This window comes from Arcicella gelida, assembly GCF_034931025.1.
GTDB lineage: Bacteria > Bacteroidota > Bacteroidia > Cytophagales > Spirosomataceae > Arcicella > Arcicella gelida.
The window spans coordinates 154,825-175,407 of record NZ_JAYGIL010000009.1 but is presented as its reverse complement, the minus strand read 5'-3'; the positions used below and the strand labels follow the sequence as shown (position 1 = coordinate 175,407).

Below are 20,583 nucleotides of genomic sequence, written 5' to 3'. Positions count from 1 at the left end.
ATTTAAGAGTTAGAAGTATTCCTTTTCAATTTATGTTTAAAAATGATGAAACAAAAAAAGGTCGCTGAACAGCGACCTTTTTTGATAGATTATTTGATAAAACTTATTTTTTATCCCACCACACACGAGTATCCTGTGTATCTGGACCTTGAGTAGCAACTACTTTATCATAGTTTACTTTGTTCAAGGTAGTTTCTGTAACAGGATAAGCCATACGACGAGGAATTTGTCCACTAGGATTTAATGGCTTAGCAGCTGGAGTTAATACAGGATACCCTGTACGACGCCATTCAGCCCAAGCTTCATTGCCTTGATAGAATAATGCAATCCATTTCTGAGTAGCGATTAATTCAAACGCTTTAGCATCATTATACTTTACAGCGTCTTGTGCTAGATAAGTAGAAACAACCGCATCAGTTGCTGATGCACCAATCCATTGTTGAATTGAAGCCTTAACAGCAGCTTCGTAAAGAGCTTTTGCATCGCCCGAAATCCAACCTAGTTTAGCCGCTTCTGCTTGCGAAAACAAAATTTGTGCATAAGTAACAACATTAACAGGAGAGTTTTGCTGACGAATAGCAGTTGCTGCTAAAGAAACGTCTTGTGCTTTTGCAGCAGCAGGGAAGGCACCATAAGGAACTCCAGCGTAAGCACCATTGATATTTTTATCAGCCATTCCTGCAATTCTTGGGTCATTTATTGCAAGCAATTTGTTAACAAAAACATCACTCAATCCATAATCTTTACGATTTGTAACAATATAATTGTTATAAAGTGGGTGTTCATTGTTAGACTCTGATAGATATGTATATTTAATATTCTCAGCATTAGAAGCTAAAACCCCATCAGCTAAAGCTGCTGCAAATTCTGTTTTACCTTTAGCAGGATCTACTTTAGATAAACGTAAAGCCATTATCATACGCAAAGAGTTGGCAAACTTTTTCCAACGAGCAGCATTTCCACTAAAAATAATATCACCTACAACAGCCTTTCCACCATCGAATTGAGCCTGAGCTTCTTTCAATTCTTTGAACAAATCATTATAAATTGATTGTTGAGAATCAAAAGCTGGACTAAAATTACCACTACCCTGCAAAGCTTGCGAATATGGAATATCACCCCAACGGTCTGTAAGCCAAAGGTAAGTGTAGGCTTTCATAATTCTTGAAACTGCTATTTGGTTCGCATTTGAACCGTTAGCAGCAGCTGTTGATTTGGTTGATTCAGCTGTATTCAAATCAATGATTGTTTTGTACACATTCAAAGGTCCTGCTGCATAGTATCCGTTATAACTAAAGTTAATAGTTTTATAACGAGATTCTTCGATATAAGTAATATCACCAAATTGTTGTGTATAAAGAGCCGGGACAATATCCGTTGCCATTGCACCTACATTTCGTAACGCTCCAGTCAAAAGCCCAGCAGTATTTGGTGTAGCTGGATTATTAGGATCTATATTCATATCCTCAAAATCATCCGGAGTACATGCAACAGCAGAAATACCCAAACTAACTGCTAGTGCAAATATTTTATATTTATTTGATATTTTCATCTTTAAAAATATTTATTGAATCAAAGAAAAATACTTTAATTCTTGATTAGAAACCTAAATTTAAGTTAACACCAAATGAACGTACTGGAGGTAATTGTCCACCTTCTGTCCAGAATACTTCAGCTTCAGAAATATCAATTCCTCCACCTGCTGCGCTATAAATTAAAAGAGGGTTACGTACAATAAAAGCTAATTTCGCACTCTTAAATACTTTTCCACCAAGTACTGTTTTTGGAATATTATACCCTAAAGCTAATTCACGCAATTTCACATAAGTCTGGTCAAATATCCATCTTTCATTGAATCCAAAGTATTTATCTTCATAAAGCTCTTGTGTTTCAACACGAACTGTATTTTGTTTACCATCTACAGTAACACCATCAAGTAAAATACCACCACCATCAGCAACAGGGTCACGTTTTGGTTTACCTAATTCATTTAAGCCAGCAGTTTCAGCAGCTAAGCCCGAATAAGCATTGAACATTCTTGTTGTAGAGAAAAATTTACCTCCAACAATAAAGTCGATGTTTACTCTTAACGAAAGATTTTTATAAGTAAATGTATTTAAGAAACCACCTTTGAACTTTGGCAAAGCAGACCCCAACTTCTTATTATCTTCCACCAAATAATGACCGTCAGCACCAATCAATTTATTTCCGTTAGCATCAAGCTTATAGCCTTTACCAACTAATAAACCCCATTGTTCCCCTTCACGAGCATTGACAGTTAATGTTCTCCAAGTTGGTCCACCTAATTGATAGTTTGTTAAACCAGGGTATAGCTCAACAACCTTAGAAGTACTGTGGTCAAAATTTATGTCAGATTCCCATGTAAAACCAGACAATGTAGATACGGGAGTACCTCCAATATGCACCTCAAAACCTTGAGTTTGAATTAAACCAGCATTTACTAATGCACTTGAATAACCACTAGTTGAAGCTACAGGCAATGAAATAATTTGATCTTTGTTATCATTGTGATATGCTGTAACTTCTACGCTTAATTTATTCTTGAAGAATTTAAAATCAATACCTCCTTCATAAGCAGAAGAAAGACCTGGCTTCAATTGCTGATTTGGTAATCTTGCTGGTAAATACTGTGTTGCATTAGACCCAAATGCATTACCTGTAGAATAGGTAAACCCAGTTGCATAAGGACCAACATCTGTACCTACTTTAGCAAAGCTACCTCTTAATTTCACGAACGATACAATATCATTTTTAGGTAATAATTCAGATAACACTAAGCTACCACCTATTGATGGATATAAGTAGGCATTATTAGCATCTGGTAAAGTAGATGACCAGTCATTACGTAAAGTAGCTTCGATAAAAGCAAAGTTATCATAACCTACACTTACGTTTCCATAAACACTGTTTACTTGTCTTTCAAATAATTGACTTCCTACTGCTGGTCTGTCTTTTGAAGCCGCAATATTATAGAACCCAGGAGTTGTTAAACCTCCTACAGTTGACATAAGTAATACGTTAGTTTTTGAGTAACGAATATTCCCACCAGCGTTAGCTAGTACAGAAATCTTTTTGAAAGTTTTGTTAAATGCTAATAAAACCTCATTGTTATTTTCTACACTTGTTGTAGCGTAGTTAGAATAAGCTCCAAGTCCACCTGCATTTAGTGTTCCATAAGCGATTCTACCTTCTCCGTAGTAAGATCTCCAGTCACGACGACTAGTAATAGAAGCAGCAAGATAGTCAGTGATTTGATACTTAAGTCCTAGGCTACCATAGATACGGTCATTGTTATTATAGTTTGTACTTTCATATACTTGAGTATATGGACTATCCCAATATTTAGGTTTAGCATCAAGCGGACCACCGATATTCCAGCTACGGTATGTACCATCTGGATTTTTATAATTTCTTAAATCTTCAATTTTTAATTGTCTCTGAAACCATTGGTTGAAGGAACCTACCGTTTGATTGTAACCTGAAAGGGCAACGCCAGCACCTGATGGATTGTTAGTACTACCAGAAGACCCATAGTTATCAGCAGGAACATTCTTTGCTCTTGTTGCAGAGTAAGTAATATCTAAAGTTGAAGAAAACTTAGAACTAAAGTTATAAGTATTTTTTGAGCTTACGTAATCCTTAATTTGCTGACTGTTCGGAACGATACCGTTTGTTTGAATGTGCGTATAAGAAATTCTTGACTGAAAGTTTTCGCCACCTTTTGCAAAAGAAAAGTTCGTGTTATTACTGATAGGTTTTTCAAAGAAATCTCTAACGTTATTTGGACTAGGAGAGAAAGGCGTTAATTGACCAAATTCAGCACCTGGTTGCCAAGAAAAAGCTGAGCGGTGAGGAGTTCCATCCATTTTAGGACCCCAGCTTTCATCAGCGGAGTAATCTAAAATCTTTTGACCATTAAAAGAACTCCAGCTTGCTGGATGGATGGCGGGATTGTATGCAAATGTATCCCAATCCTGTGAATAACCTCCACCATACTCATTTTGATATTCAGGTAAAAGACCTACCATATCTAAAGTTGTACTATGATTAATATTAAATGAAGTTTCTCCCGATTTTGCTCTTTTAGTTGTAATCAAAATTACACCACCTGAAGCTCTGTTTCCATATAGTGCTGTCGCAGATGGTCCTTTAAGTACAGACAAATTCTCAACATCATCCATGTTTACATCTCCAATACTTCCTACAGGAGTACCATCAACAACGTATAGAGGATCTCCTCCAGTTAATGAATTTACACCACGAACACGAATGTTAGGAGAACCAAATTTTGCTCCCGATTGACCAAGTACTTGAACACCTGCAATTTTACCAGCTAGTGCGTTACCTACGTTTGCATCACGAGCAGCCGTAATTTTATCAGATTTAAGTTCTTGTACCGAATAAGTTAATGATTTCTTTTCACGAGATGCACCTAGTGCTGTTACTACCACTTCACTTAACTGGGATACATTAGATGTTAACGAAACATTTATAACTGTTTGGCTACCCACTGCTACTGTTTTAGACTCAAAGCCTACAAAGGAAAACGTAAGAGAAGCACCGTTTCCTACACTAAGTTTAAATGTACCATCAGATCCTGTTGAAGTTCCTCTTGAAGTTCCTTTTACAGAAATACTTACTCCAGGGAGTACTGAGCCGTCTTCAGTGGCTGTCACTTTACCTGTGACAATCCTGTCTTGTGCATAAGTTTGCCCGATTAAAGCCAACAGAAACACGGAGGTAATGAGTAGAAATTTTCTCATTTCGTTGATTAGTTTTGGTTGATTAAAAATAGAAATATTACAAAAGAATGTAATCAAACTTCAGTAAACCCAAATTAGGGTTTGTGTAATTGAATTCTAAAAAAACAGGGGAATGCACAAAAACAAGCCTCTTCAATAAAAGAGACTTTGTTCCTGAAAAGGAGCAATGGAAATAGTTTTTTTAGTTTTGGTCGATGATGGACAACAGAATTTCTATTATCACAATGTTAAAATTAGTTAATTTTTTCAACAAACAAGCTAGTGAACGAAAATTTTTCTCCATCGAATAATCCAAAGTCGGATAATTTAAGATTGGGAATCACCAAAAGTGCCATAAACGATAGACTCATAAAGGGAGAATTCAATGTACATCCTAAATCTTTGGCAAATCTATCAATCGCAGAATATTCTTTGGCTACCGAATAGCCATCTTCACCCGACATAATGCCTGCAATTGGTAATTCTAATAGGTTTTTTACGCCTTTTTCTGAAATTGTAGCAACTCCACCTCTTGCTTTTATAATCATATTTACCACCTCAGTAATAGACTCGTCATCTACCCCAACTACGATAATATTATGGGAATCATGTGCTACAGAAGACCCGATAGCACCTTGTTTTAATCCAAAATTTTTAATAAATCCAATCGCTGGTGGAGCATCATGATAACGATTTACAACTGCTATTTTTAAAATATCATTTGTTAAATCTGATACAACCAAGCCTTCTTCTATCAATGCTGGGCATTCTAGTTTCAAAGTAATAAGTTGTCCATCCAGCACTTCTATGACTTGAATTCTTTCTCCTTCTGCCTTTACTTGAAATTGTTCAACTGTTTTAAAACTACATTCAAAATGATTAACTATTTCGCTTGCTAAATTAGGAATTTTTGAAATACCTTTTTCTGCAACCATTTCGCCTGAAATATACGTCTGGAGTGCTTCAAAATTTTGGATATTTTCTATCAAAATAAAATCTGCACTATCTCCTTCACGCAATAACCCTACTGGAAGACGATAATGCAAAACTGGATTTACACATGCTACTTTTAGAATCTCAAATAAATGTGAAGGATATTTCGCCAAAGCTCTTTTTACTAATAAATTAATATGACCTTCCACCAAATTATCTGGATGCTTATCATCCGAACAAAACATCAATTCATTATAATATTCAGGTAACAGCCCAATCAGCGCTTCAAAGTTTTTAGCAGCAGAACCTTCCCTAATCAAGATTTTCATGCCATACTTTAATTTATCTAATGCCTCTTCTTCAGTAAAACATTCATGGTCGGTTTGGCAACCTGCTTCTATGTACTTTCTGGCAGCGTCTCCCCTTAATCCAGGTGCATGTCCGTCAACAGGTTTATTATATGATTTCGCCAAAGCTATTTTCGCCAACATGTCTCCATCTCCGTTCAATACTCCAGGGAAATTCATAACTTCTGCCAAATAACCTATTTCATCATATTGTTGAAATAATTCTTCAATATCTTTTGGCGTAATAATCGCTCCTGCGGTTTCAAAAGTAGTGGCTGGAACACATGACGGAGCTCCAAAACAAAACTTAAATGGCGTTTGTCTGGCATTATGAATCATATACTCTACTCCTGCTTTTCCCAAAACATTGCCAATTTCATGTGGATCAGAAACTGTTGAAACCGTTCCATGCACAACTGCCAAACGTGCAAATTGTGCGGGAGTAAGCATTGAGCTTTCTACATGTACATGGGCATCTACAAAACCGGGTAAAATATAAGGAGTATTGCTTGCAGCTTCTTCGGCTAATATTTTTATAAATACGATTTTTCCATCTTGAATTTCAAGAATGCCATACTTGATTGTTTTTTCAAAAATGTTGATGATATTCCCTGTTACTTGCATAATTTTTATTTTTTGAAAGTCAATTATTTAACCTGAAATGTGTTCAAACTGAAATTTTAATCTGTATATTTAAACATTCTGTAGGCTTCAATACTGCCCATTTCAGTATCTTTGTTTATCTTTAAATATTGCTGGTTTGATTTTTATCGGACGAATAAAGCAATTTATCTTATCATTCTATCATTTTATCCTCGAAAATTATCTTTCAATGAGAAAAGTCATTATTGCTCTTGACGGGCATTCGAGTTGCGGAAAAAGTACTACTGCAAAACGTGTTGCTGCTAAATTAGGTTATGCTTTTATTGATACTGGAGCGATGTATCGTGCTGTGAGTCTTTACTTTCATGAAAATCATGTTACTGCTACAAACCCTAAAGAAGTAGAAAAAGCCCTTAACGAAATTCACATTAGCTTTCAATTCAACGAGCAACGTGGTGCAAGTGATGTGTATTTGAATGGCTTGAATGTTGAAAGTGAAATCAGAAAAATGTATGTTTCAGAAATGGTATCTGAAGTAAGTGCAATTACCGCTGTTAGAAAAGCAATGGTGGCACAACAACAGCAAATGGCAAAGCATGGTGGTGTAATTATGGATGGAAGAGACATCGGTACAAAAGTTTTTCCAGATGCCGAAGTAAAAATATTCATGACTGCCGACCCAGTAATTCGTGCTGAAAGAAGACAAAAAGAATTACTAGATAAAGGCGAATTAGTTGATTTGGAAGAAATTATTGAGAATTTAAAGAAAAGAGACATTCTTGATTCAACCCGTGCTGAAGGGCCACTTATTCAAGCAGAAGATGCTGTTTTGATGGATACTTCATTCATGACTTTAGAAGAACAAGTAAATTTTGTGATTGAATTGCATAAAAGTGTATTGGAAAGATTATAACGTTAGTATTTTATTAAATAGTGAAAAACACCTCAATAAATGATGAATAAAGAATCAAGTGAAATAGATTTTGTAATTGTTGGGCAAGGGCTGGCAGGTTCTTTGTTGGCTTATTTACTTCTTCAAAAAGGGAAAAAAGTACAGATTTATGATGCTCCAGAAATACCTTCTTCATCAAAAGTAGCCGCAGGTATTTTCAATCCTGTTACAGGTAGAAAACTGATTAAAACTTGGATGGCAGATGAATTATTCCCATTTCTTGAACAGTTTTATGTAGCATTAGAAAAAGATTTACAAGCAAAGTTTTTTCATCAAGTTTTAATTTATCGTCCATTTCCCAATCAACAAGTACAAGAATATTTCAAAAGCGATAATCTTCCTGAAAATTTTGATGATTTTGCAAGCCTTGAATTTGAAAATATCAAGTACAAAAACTTAGTAAATAGCGAATGGGGTGGTGCTACAACCAAACAATCGGGTTGGGTTGATTTAAAGATACTGTTAGATACGTTCAGGTTATATTTTAAAGAAAAAGGCATCCTTATCGAGAAGAAATTAAATCCAGAAGAAGCCCTTTCTAAATCTTATAAAACTATTTTCTGTGAAGGTTTTCAGGGAAAATTTAATCCTTTTTTCAACTATTTACCCTTTAATCCTGTAAAAGGTGAAGTATTAGATATTACCATTGAAGGAATTAATTTGGATGAAATCATCAGTCAAGGTGCATTTGTCGTTCCTTTGTCGAAAAATACTTTCAGATTAGGAGCCACTTATACTTGGCATGAATTAGATTTTAAGACTACTCCACAAGGAGAAAAAGAATTATTGGATAAATATCATAAATTAATGAAACCCGATTTGAAAGTAGTGAGTCATTTAGCAGGTGTACGTCCTGCAAGTAAAGACCGTCGCCCATTTGTTGGAATGCACCCTGATTTACAACAAATCGGCATTTTTAATGGTTTAGGCTCAAAAGGAGTATCATTAGCACCTTATTTTGCTAATCAATTTGTTGATTTTTTAGTAACTGGAAAAGAACTTTCTTCGGAAGTCAATATAAATCGTTTTGCTTCGTTATATTTAGGGGCTGAGAATTCGTGATTGCTGATTTCATTGCTTTTGGGAAATTCAATTAAAAATGCCTTTCGTTTCCTTTATGAGTAATGATTAATTTACGAAGAAATGCCTTTTAACTTCGTCCTAAAACAATGAGAAAATTTTTACCAATAATATTTATTCTGACTACATTTTGCACATTAGCTCAGAATTATTTACCTACACAAGAACCATTCGGTAAAAACCGTATTCAATACCGTCCGTTCAAATGGAAAGTATTGGCTTCACAAAACTTTGAAATTTACTTCTACGAAGGCGGACAACAAACCGCTACGCTGGCTGCACAATTAGCAGAATCAGAATTCGATAGAATTACTGAAATATTAGGCTATTCTCCATTTACAAAAACTAAGATTTTTGTATATAATGCTACACAAGACCTCAACCAAAGTAATGTAGGCTTGCATCTTTCTAGCGAAAGGGAAATCAGAGAAGAAAATTTAGCCAAATCACGCATTGAAATTGCCTATTCTGGCAATGCTGAAAGTTTCAAAAAACAGATTACAAAAGAAGTTTCACATGTATTTGTGCATGATATGCTTTACGGTGGAAGTATCAAGGAATCCTTACAAAATTCATTACTCTTGAGCGTCCCTGAATGGTACATGACTGGAATCACAGCCTATATTTCTGAAGGCTGGAACACAGAAATGGACACCTACATGCGTGATGCCATAAGTAATAAGTATTTAAAAAGACCTAATCTTGCCAATGGAAAAGAAGCAGAATTAGTTGGGCAATCTATCTGGAATTATATCGCTGAAAAATACGGAAAAGACAATATTGCGAATATTCTGAACCTCACCAGAATTATCAGAAATGAGCAAACGTCTATTTCAAGTACTATTGGTATGCCATTTACAAGGTTTTTGAAAGATTGGAGAGAATATTATTCTGTTATGAATGATGCTATCAACAATAGTAATTACCAAGCTCCAAAGTATGATTTTAAAATAGACGAAAATAAATTCAATAGTTTTGATAAAATCAGTAAGTTCAAAATCAGCCCTGATGGAGCTTTTATTGCTTATTCTAGAAACGAATTGGGAAAATCGAGTATAGAAATTTTAGATGTAAAAACTAAAAAGAAAGCGTTATTACTTACTTCTGGGTATAAAACACTCAAGCAATCTGTTGATTATAACACGCCTTTACTTTCTTGGACAAAAGGCGGAACACTAGCCGTAATTTATGAAAACCAAGGCGATATGGTACTTTCTGTATTTACGGATATTACCGAAAAAGATTTGACAGGTAAATTTTCAGCGAGAAAAATCTTGAGCAATTTCGACCAAATTCAAGATTTTGATATTTCTGATAACGGAACAACAGTTGTACTTAGTGCTATCAGTAAAGGTCAAAACGATTTGTTTTTGTACGAGATTGCAAGAGGAAGAGTACAACAATTAACCAATGATTTATATGATGATTTGAGTCCGCAATTTGTCGGAAATGCAGGAAAAATCATCTTTACATCAAATAGATTAAAAGATTCTTTAGAAGTCGATAAGGGAACTTACAAAAACGTAAACAGTCGTTTCAATTTATTTTTACACGAAGGAAAAGCCAAAGAATTAGCAGTAAAACGTTTGGTAGATTCTTTAGGAACGATTTCAAGACCTATCGTTTCGGATGGAAGTACTGTTTATTTTTTAAGTGACGAACGTGGCATTAAAAACATTTATAGACTTGTAGCTGGCGATTCTGTGGTTACACAAGTGAGTAATTTCAAAAACGATGTTGAAGATTTTGATTTTGCAGGAAGTACGAACAGTTTGGTTTATAAGTTTTTAGAAAAAAGTCAGGAAATTATTGCTTATCAAGCTCAAGCAGATTTTGAAACAAAAAACAATGTTCCATACACACTTAGAAATGTAAGACTTTATGGAATGACGCAAACAAACAATAATCCAATTCAGACCAAAACAGAAACGCCAAAAACTATCCCAGAATCAGCAACGGCTGTGGTAAAAACGCCAAAATTAGTACTTGAAAAAGGAGAAATTGATACCAACGATTATACTTTTGATATTACAACGGTTTCTAAAAATGCTGGTCAAAGCGGCACAGAAGTACCTAAAAATGACAAGAGAAATAAAGTAGAAAAAATCATTTTAGCGAAGCAAAATCGTAAGGAAAACATTAAAATTAAAGCTCCGACAGACTACAACAATCCTTTCGTAGTTAATAATACCGACCTTGATTTTATGGTTGACCCACTTCCACAAAGAGGTTTTGGCTTGAAAGGAACGATAAATATGAACGACTTACTTGAAAATCATCATCTTCAAGGAGGCATATTTCTCACTCCAAACTTAAAAAATGCTGATTTGTGGGGAGAGTATTCTTATTTAGCGAATAGAGTTGACTATAGTATAAGATTCGACCGCAGATCACTTTCTGAAGAAACGGAATCGACCATCAAAAAATATCATTTTAACAGACTTTCTGTTTCGGCTTCATATCCAATCAATACCAATACTCGTGTTATTGCAACGCCTTCGTTTACGGCAAATAGATTTTTGGATTTAAGAAGTCTAGCCGCTCCAGATGGTGTCTCGACATACTTAGGAGGAAAAGTTGAATTCGTTTACGATAATACTATCAGTCATGGTATCAATATGCTAGAAGGCACAAGATTCAGAGCTAGAATAGAACATTACTCTGGTTTATCAAATTCAATTGATGGCTTCAATCGTGTATTTATCGACCTTCGTCATTATTTAAAACTAGGACGAGGGACAATCATTGCGGGAAGGTTCTCTGGTGGACATTCTTTTGGAAATGCCCCAAAAGCAACCGTAATGGGTGGTATGGATAATTGGTTGGGAATTCAATATCAAGATAGAACTGGCGATACCAATAACCCTTTTAATCCAACAACTGCCGATACCAAAGTTCCTATTGCAGATAATAAAGATTTATTCTTACTAGATTTTGCTACTCCTTTGCGTGGTTTTAATGCAAATAGATTATCAGGAACAAGTCATTTACTTTTGAATGTAGAAGTAAGATTTCCTATTGCTAAGTATTTGTACAATGGACCTATTTACAATAATTTTTTCAAAAACCTTCAATTAACTGCCTTTACTGATGTGGGGTCAGCGTGGACTGGTGCAAGTCCGTTCTCAAGAAGAAATGGTTTTAATACAGTGGTAAAAGGTCCTTCAACGAATCCATTCCAAGCTACAGTAACAGATTTCAGAAATCCATTCTTGATAGGCTATGGTGTTGGTGCAAGAACCACCATATTAGGATATTTTGTAAAGTATGACTTGGGCTGGGGCTTAGATAATAATGAGATAAAAAGTCCAATTTCTTATATAACTTTAGGATATGATTTTTAAATTATCCAAAAGTTTATATGAATAAAACAATTTATGTCTTGATATTACTGTTAGGGTTTGGTATTTATTCAGTAAATAGCCAAAGCTTAACAACTTCAAATCTGCCTATCTTGAAAGTCAATACTCAAGGAAAAAGTATTGTTGATGAACCTAAAATTTTATCAACACTTGAATTGATTCATAAAGGAAATGGCTTGCTCAATAATATTAATGACCCTGCAAACATTTACAAAGGTTTTGTTGGCATTGAACTAAGAGGCTCTTCTTCTAAAGATTTATTCCCTAAAAAACCTTACGGTTTTGAAACTTGGAAAGATAGCCTTGGCAACGACCAAAAAGTAAGTCTTTTAGATATGCCAGCAGAAGCCGACTGGGTGCTAAATGCTACTTATAATGACAAGACGTTAATGCGTGATGTACTCACTTATGACTTAGTCAATAAAATGGGGCGTTATGCAACTCGCACTCGCTATTGCGAAATGGTTTTGAATAACGACTATCAAGGATTGTATATCCTGATGGAAAAAATTAAACGAGATAAAAATCGAGTAGATATTTCAAGCCTAAAAACCACTGACAATACTGGAGAAGATGTAACAGGTGGCTATATTCTTAAAATTGACAAAACATCTGGCTCTCCTTCAAAAAACTGGACGAATAATACCAACACTCCTTTTGGTAATTACAAAACCTTGTTTCAAGTAGAATATCCCAAAATTACAGATATTACACAATCTCAATTTGAATACATCCAAAAATATGTAAATGATTTTGAAGTGGCTTTACTTTCGCCAGATTTCCAAAGTCCACAAGCAAAATGGCGTGAAATGTGCGATTTGGATACTTTTATTGATTATTTCCTGATTACAGAATTTGTAAAAAATGTTGATGGTTATAGATTGAGTACTTTTTTTTACAAGGAAAAAAGTAGCAAAGGCGGAAAACTAAAAATGGGTCCCGCTTGGGACTATAACTTAGCTTTTGGCAATGCTGATTATTATGATGGTTATAAATCTACAGGTTGGCAATATAAAATCAACGACATTGCTTTGCCCAAAGGCGATATTTATCCAGCACCATTTTGGTGGCAACAACTAGCTCAAGATTCCATCTTTAAAACTAAAACTGTTAAACGCTGGGAAGTACTCCGCAAAACGACTTTCAATCCTGATAATATCAATAAATGGATAGATTCAACGGCTACGGTTTTAGAACCCGCTATGAAAAGGAATTTCACCAAATGGTCAGTTTTAGGAAAATATGTGTGGCCAAATTATTATGTAGGAAGTACTTTTCAAGATGAAACCAATTGGCTGAAAGAATGGATTAGAACCCGTACTTTATGGTTAGATAGTCAATTCCAAACATTTGCACTTACATTAGGCAATGAAGATTTTTTAGAAAAAGAAAAGCCTATCAAAGTATTTCCAAATCCTGTAGAAAGTGAAACAACTCTTGAATATCAAGTATTTAAAAAAGGGAATGTCTCCATTATTTTACACGATATAAATGGAAAAGCCATCAAAACTTTGGTTGATGAATTTCAAAATACTGATACTTATCAAATTCCATTAAACTTAGGGAACCTCAATACTGGCAGTTATATTATAAATTATCAATTAGATGGAATTCCTATTGAAAGAGTTAAATTATTCAAAAAATAGTTTTGGGTTGATAGAAAGCGACCGACAATCTTGGCTGTAATTTAAACATCAATGTTTCAATTCCCTCCGAGGGTTTATCCAGATTTTCATCCAGAGAAATCAAATAATGTCCTTCCCAAATATCAATTAAAGTGATTAAGGGTGTAAAAAAAGTAATACCGATTTCGTGTGCATTTTTATCTTTTATATTGGAATCTATAATATCCATCTTGTACTGATTAAATGGCATAAAATTATTGCCAAGATTATCACCCAAATGATATATTTTCCCTTTCCATTGTAAAATATAGGGATGTGCCGCCATACTTACTAAAAAATGTAATTGTTCAGCTTTTTCATTTTTACTAAGTATTTCTTTAAAAGTAAATAATGGAGCTGCTTTTTCGTAGAAAAGCTGAGATTGCATCAAGAATTCTTGATAAGTACTTTCCCAAATATACTTTTCCCAATCAGTGCGAGAATGTTGATTGATAACAATCCTAAATGCGAATCGTACTTGTCCTTGTGGCATTTTCTTGAAATAATTCAAAAGAGGTTTAAGAACACGATTTTCTCAAACCTCTTTTTGATAGTTTATAGACTAACCTTTTACGTAAATAGTATGCGTCAGTACGTAACCAGCTGTTGGACTTCCTGTTACTGTTGACATTTCTGTCGATACTCCATCACTGAAAACATTATCATTCGCATTTTTAGTATCCGCTTGTCCATGACTAGCATAAACGCCTTGTGCATATACAACCGCACTAACATCTTCTGGAAAAGCAATTTGTGTTACCAACAAAGAAGTACCAGAAGCATTATAAATATGAACGTGAATATGAGGTGCTCTGCCAGAATACCAACCCGGATAAATACTGGTAAAAGCAGCTACTCCAGTACTATCTGTCGTTTGTCTGCCTCTTAAAAAATGAACAGAAGTATAATTCGTACTTTGCATACCAGTACCACCGTACTCTGAATACTCGCCAGCGGCATCGCAATGCCAAATATCCACAATGGCATTGGCTAAAATATTACAACTATTATTGACATTTCTAATTACAATATTGACCGTCAGTGGCGTACCTTTTCTATCAGAAGTAATGTCTTTTTTAACTAAAGTGGCAGGTTCTTTTGTGGGAAAAGGACCAGCAGTTTCAGTATTTGTTACCGAACAACTTGATGGAGTAACAGAAGTATCAACCCCTCCTGTGGTTGGTGTGGTCGTGGTAGCATCAGCTATTACTTCATCTTCTTTACATGAAGCCAACAAGGGAGTGGCGACAGCCAATGCTCCAAGTGAGCCAAAGCTTTTTCTTAAAAAATCAATTCTTTTCATTTCATTGAGGAATTTAGGGAGTTCCTACAAGAATACACGTCTAGTTAAGCGTGTATTGCCTCAATGAATAAAATATTGAAACATTAAATTTTAATTTCAGCTAATAATATGATTGCTCCACTAGAAAGTGCTTCAAATTCTACCTTCGAATCGTCAGTGAAATTCCATAAAGCTAAAGCATCTTTACTTTCTAAAAGCCTGTTCTGAACTTCAAATGCACCTTCAATGATAAATGTAAATAAGCCATTTTTAGGATTTTTCAATTCATAAAAACCTTCTGCTCTGCCTTCATATTGCCCAATGAAAAAGTTATTTTCATTTGAATCAAATGAGATTAGCTGATTCTTTTTTTCAAGATTCAACTCATTAATACTAAAACTTCCAGCTTTACTTCCCTCCTCTTTTAGTTGTATCTGCAAAAAACTGATAGTTTCTTCACTATAAGGATTGATGATTTCATAAGTGTTTCCAGTTTCCCCTGAAAAAGTAATTACCTGACCAGCAACAACATACTCAGCTTCACTTTTATCAAAACTAACTGCTAATCCACCTACAATTGGTAACAATATTAATGTTGTTTTTTCTTTCAGCGTCAACGTTAAATGCTCGCCTGCTGATAATACTTCTTCATTTAATACTTTCAAAGCACCAAAAGGAACTCTACTTTCTTCAAAATATTGTTCATCATTGAAAGTATGAAGTCTTTTAAATGTTTTCCCAGCAGTAATTCCTCTCTTTTCGGCAAGATAGATTCTAGCTTCATTTTGTTCTAGCATGATTCCTGATGATTTTGTCTATTTATGTAGAATACAATGATTTTGAAAAATGTATTGCTTTGTTGCTTTCTCCAGCAAATAAAAAAGGTAGCAAAAGCTACCCTTCAAAAGCGATTTTCACATGTGAACCATCGCAATATGGTTTATTTTTTGAAGCACCACATCTACAAAAAGCCGTCGTCTGACTTTTCATCGTTTCGTTGCCGTCTTTGTCTTTTACTTTCAAATTTCCATAAATCAACAACGGTCCATTTGCCAGTACTTCCACTATCGTATTTTCTAAAACTTGGCTTTCTTGATTGTTTTCATCATTCATAAAATAGCTTAATGCTCCTGAGGGACAAGCTTTTATTTGTTCCACAATGTTTTTTGTTTCCTCTTGTTCCAAGGTTATCCAAGGGCGTTTTTTAGGGTCAAAAACAGTTGGAAGATTTTTAAAACAAATGGCAGAATGAATACATTTTGAAGGTTGCCAAACCACAGTTACTTCTCCGTTGCTATATTTCTTTTTAATTTCCATGAATTTATTGAGCTTTGTTCAAACGATATTACAAAAAATCTGAATACATTCTAATAAATGTTTCCGAACTTTACACTGTATTTTGTTAATCAGAACAACAATGGAACTTGAAACTTTAACACTTCCAAAAACAATCATTCCACTTTTAGAGGAAACGCACGCAGCATCGGCAGCAATGAGACGTTTGACGGACGAAAAGAAAAAAGCCGTCCTAGAACGTTTGGCAGTAGTTTTGTTGGAAAACAAAACTCAAATCATCGCTGAAAACTTGAAAGATTTAGTCCGCATGGATTTATCTGACCCCAAGTACGACCGTTTAGTTTTAAACGAAAATCGTATTGAAGCTTTAGCAGAAAGTATTAGAGAAATAGCGGTACTCCCCGACCCTTCTGGAGCAACTTTATTAGAAAAAACTTTAGATAACGGTTTAAAAATCAAAAAAGTAGCCGTTCCTATGGGCGTTATCGGCGTTATTTATGAAGCTCGCCCAAATGTAACTGTTGATGTTACGGCTTTGTGTATTCGTTCTGGAAACGCTGTGGTTTTGCGTGGTGGTTCGGATGCTTTTGACACGAATTCTTATTTAGTCAGTTTGATTCACCAAGTGTTAAAAGAGTTTGGTGTAAGTACTGCTTGTATTACTTTACTACCAACCGACCGTGAACTGGTGAAAGAATTATTGACGGCAACACGTTTTGTCGATTTAATTATTCCTCGTGGTTCGGCTTCTTTGATTCAATTTGTGCGTACTCATTCTTTAGTGCCAACCATTGAAACTGGTGCAGGCGTTTGTCATACTTACGTAGAAACTTCGGCAGATTTACAAAAAGCAAAAGCGATTGTTGCTAATGCCAAAATTTCAAGACCATCAGTTTGTAATTCTTTAGAAACCATTATCGTTGATGAAGCCATCGCTGAAACATTTTTACCTTTAATCATCGAAGATTTTGCAAAAGCGGAAGTAGAGATTTTTGCCGATGAAATATCTTTTGAAGTACTATCTCAGCATCAATATCCTTACTTACAAAAAGCTCAGGAAAGTGATTTTGGAAAAGAATTTACTGACTTTAAATGTTCTATCAAAACAGTAAAGAACACGGATGAAGCTTTGGAACATATTCGTAAACATTCTACTCGTCACTCGGAAGCCATCATTACGACTAATGATAAATTAGCTGAAAAGTTCATTACTGAAGTAGATGCGGCAGCAGTTTATACTAATGCTTCTACGAGATTTACGGATGGTGGACAGTTTGGTTTGGGAGCTGAAATCGGAATTTCTACTCAAAAACTTCACGCTCGTGGACCTTTTGCTTTAGAAAAATTAGTAACTGAAAAGTGGCTAATTACGGGCGACGGACAGATTAGATAATATTCCAAAAGTGGTATTTCAAAGAAAAAATAAAGGGACGAAGCGATTCGTCCCGCTATGATTATGAAAATTGAAGCCTACCAAGTATCAGAAGTCATCAACCTTAAAAAGTTCAGAAACGAGTACACCAACGAACCGTTGCTTTTCAATAACTCTGAACTTTTTTACAAACAAGAAGAAAACAAATACTGCTATTTGTTGAGTTATGGCGTAGTAGTTTTTGGAGGATTTAATGATTTAGAAAAAAGTGCTTTTCTGAAATTCGTAAAAACATTTGCCGAAGATCTTGTAACGACCAAATTTGAAGAAAATTTTGACCTTCAAACAGACGCACAAACGGCACTTATTCTTCGCTATAATTCTATTACCATTCCCGAAATCACTGAAGATTCTATCAGAATTGTGATGTTGAATATCGGTCAATCTGTTTCTTTAGACTATTATGAATTCCTGACTTTAGAGATTTTTCAAGATTCCCAAAAATTCACTGACGAACTCGAACAAACAGGTACTTTTAGTCATTCTAAAAAAGATTTACTAAAATTTATCGGTAGAACCCTCAACATCAAAAACTCCATTATTGATAATCTTTACATTTTTGATGCTCCAGATGTTGTATGGGAAAACGAACATTTAGAACGCATCGACAAAGGTTTGAAACGAAACCTTGATTTAAAAATGCGTTATCAAGACATTGACTATAAATTAAAAATCGTTCAAGAAAACCTTAAACTTTTTACAGATTTACTTCAAAACCGAGAGAGTACACGTCTGGAATGGGTAGTCATTATTCTGATTTTGATAGAAGTTTTTGATATTTTGGTAAAGAAGTTTTTTGAGTAGATTACCGTTTAATAAAAAATAATCTTTATAACAACTTAAAAATCAATACATTACAAAATAACAATAAATATTAAAATTTGATAGTATTTCTTCATATATTACCTTTACACTCAATAAATAAACACTTAAACTATACACAAAATGAACAAAAAACTTCTACTAATTCTTAGCTTAATTGCGTTCTCTTTCGCCTCTAAAGCTCAAACTCGTTTCGGGATTAAAGCTGGAGGTAATCTTGCTAATGCTTCTGTTTCTGCTGGTGGTGTTTCCTTTGATTCAAAGCCAATCACATCTTTTCATGTTGGAGCTGTTGTTGAAGCTCAATTGGCTGATAGATTATATCTTGAACCTAAATTGTTATTTTCTCAAAAAGGCTTTAAAGATGTAAATGTACTTGGAGTAATATCTCTAAAATCTACGTATAGTTACATTGAACTTCCTGTAAATGTAGTATATGAAGTTGTAGATTATTTAACGATTGGTGGTGGCCCATATTTAGGGTATGCATTAGGTGGTCAAAGTATTGTAACTGATAAAAGTACTAACAAATCAGAATCGCAAGATATAGAATTTGGTGAGGGTGGGATGAAACGCTTAGATTACGGTTTAAATTTTACTGTTGGTTATGAAGTAATTGATGGCTTAAGAATAAGTGCTAATTATTCATTAGGTCTTGTCAACATTGATAATGGCGGTTCTTCAAGTATAAAAAATAATGTAATTGGTATTTCACTTACAAAGTTTTTTGGGGAAAGATAGATAATCTATTGTTATTACAACATAAATCGAAAGCTCAGCAAATAAACTGCTGGGCTTTTTGATTTAAAAAATTATTCACACAAAATTTCTATTTAATCGACCAAAAGTATGACTAATAAAACCCTACTAGCTTTAGTTTTATTATTTTTCACTTTCTCTTCAAAAGCACAAACACGCTTTGGTCTAAAAGGCGGAGTGAATCTAGCTAATGTTTCCATTACTTCAGGTGGAGTAACAGTTGCCCAAGATGCACTTACTTCTTTTCATGCTGGCATATTATTAGAAACCAGATTAACAGAAAGAACGCTACTTCAACCCAATTTACTTTTCTCTCAAAAAGGCTATGTGAGCCAAACACCAAGTAGTAAGTCCACAGTCAACTACATCGAAATACCCATCAATTTACTTTATGAAGTAACTAATGATTTTACAATTGGTGGTGGAATTTATGCCGCTCATGCTATTAATGGCAAAGTAGTCATTCAAGGAAAAAGTAGCGACTATGATTTCGGTGCGGGAAAAGCGAATCGTTTTGATATGGGTGTAAATCTAATCGCTGGTTATGAAGTCGTAGAAGGCTTGAGAATAAGTATCAATTACACGCTTGGAACAGCCAATACATTAGATAATTCTTATACGAAACTAAGCAACAAAGTTTGGGGCTTTTCATTGACTAAATTAGTTGGTGAAAGATAAATTTTATTTCAACTTAGTCAACAGTTACAATAAGATTATTTTTCATAAAAAAATAATAATAACTAACCCTCAAAATTTTAACGCTACTCACATCCAAGCAATGAAGCGATTATTAGTATTACTAATTAGCACATTTATTTTTCTAAGTAGTTACGAACGTAAATTTGCAGAATTTAAAATAACAGATTTATCAAAAAAACATTATTTCATTGACTCTATCTCAGCTCATACTGGCATACAACACAACAATGTATCAGTATTTATAACTGGCGAAATAGACTCATCAGCTACTATATAATATGCCTCACTTCCCAAAAACTGGGGTGGGGAACACACAAATTAAAAAAAGGGATAGTTAATATTAAAAGCCAATATGATTATTCCGCTGGTGATACAATATGGATAAGGTTTACTCCAGAAGGAAGTAAAAAGGTCATTTAAAAATTAGCACTAGGATAAATCAAACCCAAGTTTGGCATAGTGTTTTCAAACTTAGAATTATTCCGTGTTCCTAGAAGCTGAAGGCTAGAAGTATATATATGATATACAACTTGGGAATAATAATAAAATACGTGTCATTTTTGCAATGTAACACATTACTTTACACTAT

General features: G+C 34.5%; 15 protein-coding genes. 8 read left to right on the top strand and 7 right to left on the bottom strand.

The genetic code is table 11. The features are described from left to right. Nucleotides 1–103 precede the first annotated feature (103 nt). The 3 genes from VB776_RS09580 to ade all read right to left on the bottom strand — a co-directional run bounded on the left by VB776_RS09580 (nt 104) and on the right by ade (nt 6,667). Nucleotides 104–1,552 carry a SusD/RagB family nutrient-binding outer membrane lipoprotein gene (locus tag VB776_RS09580; RefSeq protein ID WP_323328409.1) on the bottom strand — a complete coding sequence of 483 codons (1,449 nt, stop codon included), beginning with the start codon at nt 1,550–1,552 and terminating at the stop codon, nt 104–106. A gap of 46 nt (nt 1,553–1,598) precedes the next feature. Beyond that, nucleotides 1,599–4,784 carry a SusC/RagA family TonB-linked outer membrane protein gene (locus VB776_RS09575; protein ID WP_323328407.1) on the bottom strand — a complete coding sequence of 1,062 codons (3,186 nt, stop codon included), beginning with the start codon at nt 4,782–4,784 and terminating at the stop codon, nt 1,599–1,601. A gap of 233 nt (nt 4,785–5,017) precedes the next feature. After that, the gene (ade, locus tag VB776_RS09570) at nt 5,018–6,667 is read right to left on the bottom strand and encodes an adenine deaminase (protein WP_323328405.1); all 1,650 of its coding nucleotides are present in this window, start codon (nt 6,665–6,667) and stop codon (nt 5,018–5,020) included. 208 nt (nt 6,668–6,875) lie between these two features. Here ade and cmk point away from each other — a divergent pair, with 208 nt between their 5' ends. The 4 genes from cmk to VB776_RS09550 all read left to right on the top strand — a co-directional run bounded on the left by cmk (nt 6,876) and on the right by VB776_RS09550 (nt 13,686). After that, nucleotides 6,876–7,559, top strand: coding sequence for a (d)CMP kinase (gene cmk, locus VB776_RS09565; protein ID WP_323328403.1), 684 nt, complete (start codon nt 6,876–6,878; stop codon nt 7,557–7,559). A 39-nt stretch (nt 7,560–7,598) separates the two neighbouring features. Then, complete coding sequence (locus tag VB776_RS09560) at nt 7,599–8,660, top strand: NAD(P)/FAD-dependent oxidoreductase (RefSeq protein WP_323328401.1); 1,062 nt, start codon at nt 7,599–7,601, stop codon at nt 8,658–8,660. 107 nt (nt 8,661–8,767) lie between these two features. Beyond that, entirely contained in the window at nt 8,768–12,022 is a 3,255-nt protein-coding gene (locus VB776_RS09555) for a BamA/TamA family outer membrane protein (RefSeq protein WP_323328399.1), read from the top strand. 17 nt (nt 12,023–12,039) lie between these two features. Beyond that, nucleotides 12,040–13,686 (top strand): CotH kinase family protein, encoded by a 1,647-nt coding sequence (locus tag VB776_RS09550; protein ID WP_323328397.1) that lies wholly within the window; start codon nt 12,040–12,042, stop codon nt 13,684–13,686. Here the strand turns inward: VB776_RS09550 and VB776_RS09545 are convergent. From VB776_RS09545 to VB776_RS09530, 4 genes are all read right to left on the bottom strand, one after another. Then, nucleotides 13,676–14,197, bottom strand: coding sequence for a hypothetical protein (locus tag VB776_RS09545; protein ID WP_323328396.1), 522 nt, complete (start codon nt 14,195–14,197; stop codon nt 13,676–13,678). The two genes, VB776_RS09550 and VB776_RS09545, sit on opposite strands and share 11 nt — an antisense overlap. A gap of 69 nt (nt 14,198–14,266) precedes the next feature. Continuing rightward, nucleotides 14,267–15,007: a dioxygenase family protein gene (locus tag VB776_RS09540; RefSeq protein ID WP_323328393.1), complete on the bottom strand. Its 741-nt coding sequence runs from the start codon at nt 15,005–15,007 to the stop codon at nt 14,267–14,269. A gap of 83 nt (nt 15,008–15,090) precedes the next feature. Further along, a complete protein-coding gene (locus VB776_RS09535; RefSeq protein WP_323328391.1) occupies nt 15,091–15,783 on the bottom strand; it encodes a pirin family protein in 693 nt (230 codons plus the stop codon). 97 nt (nt 15,784–15,880) lie between these two features. Next, nucleotides 15,881–16,303, bottom strand: a complete 423-nt coding sequence (locus VB776_RS09530; RefSeq protein WP_323328389.1) for a (4Fe-4S)-binding protein — start codon at nt 16,301–16,303, stop codon at nt 15,881–15,883. 100 nt (nt 16,304–16,403) lie between these two features. On the opposite strand from VB776_RS09530, the gene VB776_RS09525 reads away from it, so the two are divergent. From VB776_RS09525 to VB776_RS09510, 4 genes are all read left to right on the top strand, one after another. After that, complete coding sequence (locus tag VB776_RS09525) at nt 16,404–17,675, top strand: glutamate-5-semialdehyde dehydrogenase (protein WP_323328387.1); 1,272 nt, start codon at nt 16,404–16,406, stop codon at nt 17,673–17,675. A gap of 63 nt (nt 17,676–17,738) precedes the next feature. Continuing rightward, the gene (locus VB776_RS09520) at nt 17,739–18,518 is read left to right on the top strand and encodes an RMD1 family protein (RefSeq protein WP_323328385.1); all 780 of its coding nucleotides are present in this window, start codon (nt 17,739–17,741) and stop codon (nt 18,516–18,518) included. Between the two features lie 141 nt (nt 18,519–18,659). Further along, a complete protein-coding gene (locus VB776_RS09515) occupies nt 18,660–19,277 on the top strand; it encodes a porin family protein (RefSeq protein WP_323328383.1) in 618 nt (205 codons plus the stop codon). Between the two features lie 108 nt (nt 19,278–19,385). Continuing rightward, the gene (locus VB776_RS09510) at nt 19,386–19,973 is read left to right on the top strand and encodes an outer membrane beta-barrel protein (RefSeq protein ID WP_323328381.1); all 588 of its coding nucleotides are present in this window, start codon (nt 19,386–19,388) and stop codon (nt 19,971–19,973) included. Nucleotides 19,974–20,583: the final 610 nt, after the last annotated feature.